The organism is Actinomycetospora sp., assembly GCF_055612215.1.
The window spans coordinates 1-6013 of sequence record NZ_JBVPVA010000738.1 but is presented as its reverse complement, the minus strand read 5'-3'; the positions used below and the strand labels follow the sequence as shown (position 1 = coordinate 6013).

The 6013-nt window shown below is 76.5% G+C and carries 5 protein-coding genes; 2 read left to right on the top strand and 3 right to left on the bottom strand.

Annotated elements, in window-relative coordinates:
- Positions 1-169 precede the first annotated feature (169 nt).
- Entirely contained in the window at positions 170-1813 is a 1644-nt protein-coding gene (locus AC0CYZ_RS20125) for a class I adenylate-forming enzyme family protein (protein WP_472218543.1), read from the bottom strand.
- 41 nt (positions 1814-1854) lie between these two features.
- Entirely contained in the window at positions 1855-2850 is a 996-nt protein-coding gene (locus AC0CYZ_RS20120; RefSeq protein ID WP_472218541.1) for a winged helix DNA-binding domain-containing protein, read from the bottom strand.
- A gap of 74 nt (positions 2851-2924) precedes the next feature.
- Between AC0CYZ_RS20120 and AC0CYZ_RS20115 the strand changes: the two genes are divergently transcribed.
- Positions 2925-4604 carry an alpha-keto acid decarboxylase family protein gene (locus AC0CYZ_RS20115; RefSeq protein WP_472218540.1) on the top strand — a complete coding sequence of 560 codons (1680 nt, stop codon included), beginning with the start codon at positions 2925-2927 and terminating at the stop codon, positions 4602-4604.
- Here the strand turns inward: AC0CYZ_RS20115 and AC0CYZ_RS20110 are convergent.
- Positions 4583-5398, bottom strand: coding sequence for an alpha/beta hydrolase (locus AC0CYZ_RS20110; protein ID WP_472218538.1), 816 nt, complete (start codon positions 5396-5398; stop codon positions 4583-4585). The two genes, AC0CYZ_RS20115 and AC0CYZ_RS20110, sit on opposite strands and share 22 nt — an antisense overlap.
- A gap of 62 nt (positions 5399-5460) precedes the next feature.
- Between AC0CYZ_RS20110 and AC0CYZ_RS20105 the strand changes: the two genes are divergently transcribed.
- Positions 5461-6013 (top strand): TetR/AcrR family transcriptional regulator (locus AC0CYZ_RS20105; RefSeq protein ID WP_472218536.1); only part of this gene is annotated, 553 nt, incomplete at its 3' end.

The window sequence follows — 6013 nt, the reverse complement described above, 5'->3', positions numbered from 1 at the left end:
GGGGTCGGCGGCCACGCTAGGGAGCCGGCCCCTCGCGGAACGCGAACATGAGAACCCCGCCGCCCGGTACCGCCCGGCGCCGCGAGAGCGGCGCCCAGCAGCGCACGGCTGCTCCGATCAGAGCAGTGCGCTCCGGTGGCCGCCCACCGGATCTCTCAGGTCGCGCCGCTCACCCGTCGGTCCAGTCCGGCCCGCCCTCCACCGCGAGCAGCGTCGCGCGCAGCTCCCGCTTGAGGACCTTCCCCGCCGCCGAGACGGGCAGGGCGTCCACCGCGTAGATCCGGCGCAACCGCTCGTAGGGCCGGACCGCCCCGTTCACCGCAGCGGCCAGCTCCGCCACCCCGGCGGCGCCCGGCGCCAGGACCACCGCCGCCGTCGGGAGCTCCCCCACCGCGTCGTCCGGGAGCCCGACGACGGCCGCGGTCCGCACCTCCGGCCGCGCGGCCAGCAGTTCCTCGAGCTCGCGGGGGAAGACGTTGTAGCCCTTGTAGAGCAGCATGTCCTTCGCCCGGTCCACCACCTCGAGGTGGCCGTCCTCGCCGAGGACCCCGATGTCGCCGGTCCGCAGCCAGCCGTCCACGAGGCTCTCGGCGGTCTCGTCGGGACGGTCGTGGTAGCGGCGCATGACCTGCGGGCCGCGCGCCCAGATCTCGCCGCGCTCGCCGAGCGGCACCGGCTCGTCCCCGGGCCGCCCGCTCTCGACGGGCAGCAGCACGAGCTCGGTGTTCGCGACCGGGAGCCCGACCGTCCCCACGCGGCGGTGCGCGGAGCGTTCCGACGGCGAGATGCAGAGACCCATGGTCGCCTCGGTGAGCCCGTAGCCCTCGACGACGACGGCGTCGGGCATCAGCGCCGCGATGCGCTCGGCCTGCGCGACGGCCATGGGGCTCGCGCCGGAGGTCACCGTGCGCACCGAGGACAGGTCGCGCGTCGCGGTGTCCGGGTGGGCGAGCAGGGCGTGGTACATCGCGGGGGCGCCGGTCAGCGTCGTCGCGCGGTGACGCTCGGCGTCGGCGAGGTAGCCGGCCGGGTCGAACCGGTCCTGGACGACGGCCGTGGTCCCGGTGACCAGCCCGATCGTCAGGCCGTTGGTGCCCATGGCGTGGAACCACGGGGCGACGGCCAGCGACACGGCCTCGCCGAGCCGGACCGGGTGCTCCTCGGGCGGCGAGGCCTGCTCGACGGTGATCCCGCCGTGCACGTCGGGCGCCGGCACCGCCCCGGCCGTCGTGGCGACGTACTGCAGCACGTTGGCGACGACGTTCGCGTGGGTCAGCTCCACGCCCTTGGAGCGCCCGGTCGTGCCGCCGGTGTAGGCGAGGTGCGCGAGGGCGACGGTGGGGTCGAGGTCGACGACCGGCGCGGCGTCGTGGGCGGCCACGGGCAGGTCGAGGTGCCGCCCGTCGGTGATGATCACGTTCTCGAGCGACGGGTCGAGGCTGACGACGGCGACCGCGCCCGCGTCGGCGAGCTGGGCGTCGAGCAGGTCCCGCGGCAGGGCGGGGCTCGCGAGCGCGACGGTGGCCCCGGCCAGCAGGACGCCGTGGTACGCGACCGGCCACACCAGCCGGTTCGGCAGGTGCAGCGCGACGACGTCGCCGGGCCCGATCCCGCGGGCGGCGAGCGCGTGCGCGACCCCGCACGCCTCCTCCCACAGCCCGCGGTAGGTGAGGACGTCGTCGTGGTGCACCAGGGCGGCCCGGTCGCCGAAGCGTCGGGCGGCGCCGTCGAGCAGCGCGCCGATCGGGACCACCGGGATCTCGATGGTCCGGGGCGAGGACACCGCGGAGGCCGAGCGAGCCGTCGTCGTCATGTCCCGGGAGTCTGCTCCCTGATCGCACCCGTCGTACATGATCAGCCCGCGAACAGCTCGCGCTCCACGCGCCGGTTCCTGCCGCTGCCCACCCACTTCCAGGTCCCGACGACGCGGCCCTCGCGCACGACCGTCGGGCGGAACATGCCGTTGCCCCCCGGCACGATGCGGTCGGCGTGCTCGGGGTCGAGGACCTCGGCGCGCTCGCCGTAGCCGAGGACGAACTCGTCGAAGCCCGGCAGGAGGAGCTCGGCCCCCGGGTCGTCGGCGGCGGCGAGCCGCGCGGGGGTCGCGGGGTCGAGCAGGAGGCCGTCGTCGTCGGCGACGAGGTGCTCGCGCGCGCCCTCGACCGCGGTCCGCACGTCGGCGGCCGGGAGGCCCGTCCAGCGGGCGAAGTCCTGCCGGCGGGCCGGGCCGTGGCCGGTGAAGTAGGTGCGGGCCCACGCGGTGAGCGCCTCCTCGCGCTCGAGCCGGCGCGGTGCAGGCACCCAGTCGTCGAGCAGGACGAGCGCCTGCTCCTTGGGCGTCGCGAACGGCCCGTAGGCCAGCAGCCCCCGCATCGCCAGCACGGAGACGGTGTGCGTGACGTGGCCGGCGTCGAGCGCCAGGCCGGCCTCCGCCCAGTGCGCCGCGAGCTCGGTGCGGGTGGCCCGCCCGCCCCCGGCGAGGACCTCGCGCGCCACCTCCCCGGCGCGCTCGACGGTCTCGTCGGCGAGCCCCAGCTGGGTCCGGCGCTTGGCGGCCGCCGCGAGCGCGGGCGCGGTGGCGAGCGGCAGCATCCAGGCCAGGTCCCGGGCGGCGACGACGTGCAGCGTGCGGCGCATCGGCCAGGAGCGGACGAGCTCGCCGTCGTCGAACGCCCGCCGTACCTCCGCGACGTCGCCGGACGCGGTCCGCATCGCGATCGAGGCGAGCACACCGGGCAGGTCCTGGCCCTGCGCCGCACCCAGCACCCCGACCGCCTCGGCGGGGGTCGCGCAGCGCTCGCCGACCAGGCGCAGGGCGGCGAGGCGCCGCAGGCCGACTGAGGCTTCCACGGTGTCCACGGTGTCCACGGGGTTCACGTGCGGATCGTCGCAGGCCGTCGGGGCGAGCTGGCAGCATCTCGGCCATGACCTACTGCGTGGCCGACTACCTCGCCGACCGGCTCGCCGAGGTGGGCATCGAGCACGTCTTCGGCGTGCCGGGCGACTACAACCTCGCGATGCTCGACCACGTCGTGGGCCACGCGCGGCTGACCTGGGTGGGCTGCGCCAACGAGCTGGACGCGGGGTACGCCGCCGACGGCTACGGGCGGCTGCGCGGCATGGCCGCCCTCGCCACCGCGTTCGGCGTGGGCGAGCTGTCCGCGATCAACGCGGTGGCCGGCAGCTTCGCCGAGCACGTGCCCGTCGTGCACGTCGTCGGCGCCCCGTCGACCGACCACCAGGCGGCGCACCGCATGGTCCACCACTCGCTCGGCGACGGCGTCTTCACGCACTTCATGACGATGCACGAGGGCATCACGTGCGCCCGCGCGGCGCTGACCGCCGAGACCGCCCGCGCGGAGATCGACCGGGTGCTCGCCGAGGTCCGCGACCGGCACCTCCCGGGCTACCTGCTCATCCCCACCGACGTCTCGGCGGCGGCGGTCGACCCGCCGGCGGAGCCCTTGCCGACCCCGGTCGACCACACCGACCCGGAGGCGCTGGCCGGGTTCGTCGACGCCGCCCGCACGCTGCTCGAACGGGCCGGCTCGGTGGACCGGGTCGCGCTGCTCGCCGGCCTGCTGACCCACCGCGTGGGCGGCCGGGAGGTGCTCCGCGAGCTGCTCGACGCCGGGCCGGTGCCGCACGCGACCACGGTCTGGGCGAAGAGCCTCGTCGACGAGAGCGTCGAGGCCTTCGTCGGCACCTACGCCGGGGCGGCCAGCGCCGAGGACGTCCGGTCGACCGTCGAGGACGCGGCCGCGCTGATCGTCGCCGGGGTGCAGTTCACCGACCTCACCAGCGGGTTCTTCACGCAGCGGATCACGCGCCCGCGCACGATCGAGCTGGGGCCGCGGACGGCGAGCGTCGGTGCGGCGACGTTCGCCCCGATCGAGCTGCCGACCGCCCTCGGCGCCCTGGTCCCGCTGGTGCGCGAGCTCGCGGCGCGGGGCGGGGCGTCCCCTCGCCGGCACGGCACCGCGGACCCGGTGGGCGCGCACGACGACGCGGAGCCGCTCTCCCAGGACGCGCTGTGGGCCGAGGTCGCGGGGTTCCTGCAGGAGGGCGACGTGGTCCTCGCCGACCAGGGCACGTCGTTCTACGGCGCCTCCACCCACCGCCTCCCGAGCGGGGTGACCTTCATCGGCCAGCCGCTGTGGGCCTCGATCGGCTACACGCTCCCGGCGACGCTCGGGGCGTGCCTGGCCCAGCCCGCCTCGCGCGGGATCCTGCTGATCGGCGACGGCGCCGCGCAGCTCACGGTGGCCGAGCTGGGCACAATGGTCCGGGAGGGGCTGGCGCCGCTGGTGGTCGTCGTGGACAACGACGGCTACACCGTCGAGCGCGCCATCCACGGCCCGGCCGAGCCGTACAACGACATCACGCGCTGGGACTGGACGGCGATGCCGGCGATGTTCGCCCCGGACGGCGGGGCGACGGCGTGCCGCGCGGAGACCGTGGGTGAGCTGCGTGCGGCGCTGCGGGCCGCCCGCGAGGACCCGACGACGATGGCCGTGGTGCAGGCGGTGGTCCCCCGCGACGATGTCCCGCAGCTGCTCGCCGACCTGACGAAGGCGCTGGGTCAGGCCAACTCGAGGGCCTGAGCGAGCCAGGCGACGGCGAGCCGGTCGACCTCGGCCGCGTGCGCGGTCTGCGGCGCGGGCTCGACCCCGGGCTCCTCGGCGAGGGCGTGCCCCATGCCCTCGACCACATGGAGGTCGGCGTGGACGCCGCGCGCCACCAGCAGGTCGCGGAGCCGGGCCGCCGGGTCGAGGAACGCCTCGGCGGCGTCCTGCGCCCCGACGATGCAGCGCACCGGCACCTCGCCGAGCTCCCCGGACCGGGCCACGAGGTCCATCCGGTCGGCCACCGCCTCGGACTCGGGCGTCCAGCGGTAGTCCATCCCGAAGAACGTCGCGAGCTCCGCCACGACGGGCCGCAGCACCAGGAGCGGGCTGACGAGGACCGCGGCGCGCGCGTCGACGACGTCCTCGACGATCGCCGCTCCGGCGATCCCCGCCCCGGCGGACCCGCCGGCGACGGCGACCGGGCCGTCACCGAGGCCGTGCTCCGCACGGACCGCGTCGAGGAGGGCGGGCAGCTCGGCGACGGCCGCGGCGTTGACGGCGCCGTGCAGGTTGAGGACCGGCTCCTCCCGACCCAGCCGCAGGATCTCCTCGAAGCCGGGCGAGCGCGCCCCGCACATCGGCAGACCGGGGTAGAGCCGCCAGGCGTCGAGCCCCGCCAGGGGCAGGGCCGCCGCGAACGCCTGCTCGGTGCGCGGGGCGTCCATGAGGTGCCAGGCCAGGACGAGCGGGGCGTCGGCGCGCGGGGTGGCCGGCGGGCGCAGCACGTAGGGGACGCCGGCGGCGGTGCCGGTGAGGAGCGTGTCGGTCATGGCGGCCTCCGGGTCGAGTTGGACGGTGTCCAGCTTAGCTGGACGGCGTACAGTTTCCAAGCATGCGGGCACCGGGACAGCGGGCGGGGCTGAGTCGCCAGGCCGTGGTGGGCGCGGCGCGGGCGGTGCTCGACGACGGGTCGGCGCTCTCGATGCGCGCCGTCGCCGGCCGGCTCGGCGTGGCGCCGAACGCCCTCTACAGCCACGTCGAGGGCCGCGAGGGCCTGCTCGACGCCGTGCTCGACGACCTGCTCCGCGCGCTGCCGCTCCCGGACCCGTCCGCCGACCCCGAGGCCGGGCTGACCGCGCTGATGACCGCGACCCACGAGCTGCTGCTCGCCCACCCCGGCCTGGTGCCGCACTTCGTGGCCCGTCGCGGCGCGCGCGGGGAGAACGCGCAGCGGCTCGGGGACGCGATGCGCGCGCTGCTGGCCCGCGCCGGGGTGGACGACGAGGCCGCGCAGGACACCGCGATCCGGGTGCTGGTCGTGCACGCGATCGGCGACGCGGCCGTGGCCGGCACCGTCGACGCCTGGCCGCTGGGTCTCGACGAGCTGCGGGCGTCCTACGCGGCGGGCCTGCGGTGGTTGCTCGCCGGTGCGCTCCGCGCCGGTG

Bases quoted from the DNA above. Each gene is read 5' to 3' on its own strand.
- AC0CYZ_RS20125 (WP_472218543.1), bottom strand. From the start codon at position 1,813: ATGACGACGACGGCTCGCTCGGCCTCCGCGGTGTCCTCGCCCCGGACC.
- AC0CYZ_RS20115 (WP_472218540.1), top strand. From the start codon at position 2,925: ATGACCTACTGCGTGGCCGACTACCTCGCCGACCGGCTCGCCGAGGTG.
- AC0CYZ_RS20110 (WP_472218538.1), bottom strand. From the start codon at position 5,398: ATGACCGACACGCTCCTCACCGGCACCGCCGCCGGCGTCCCCTACGTG.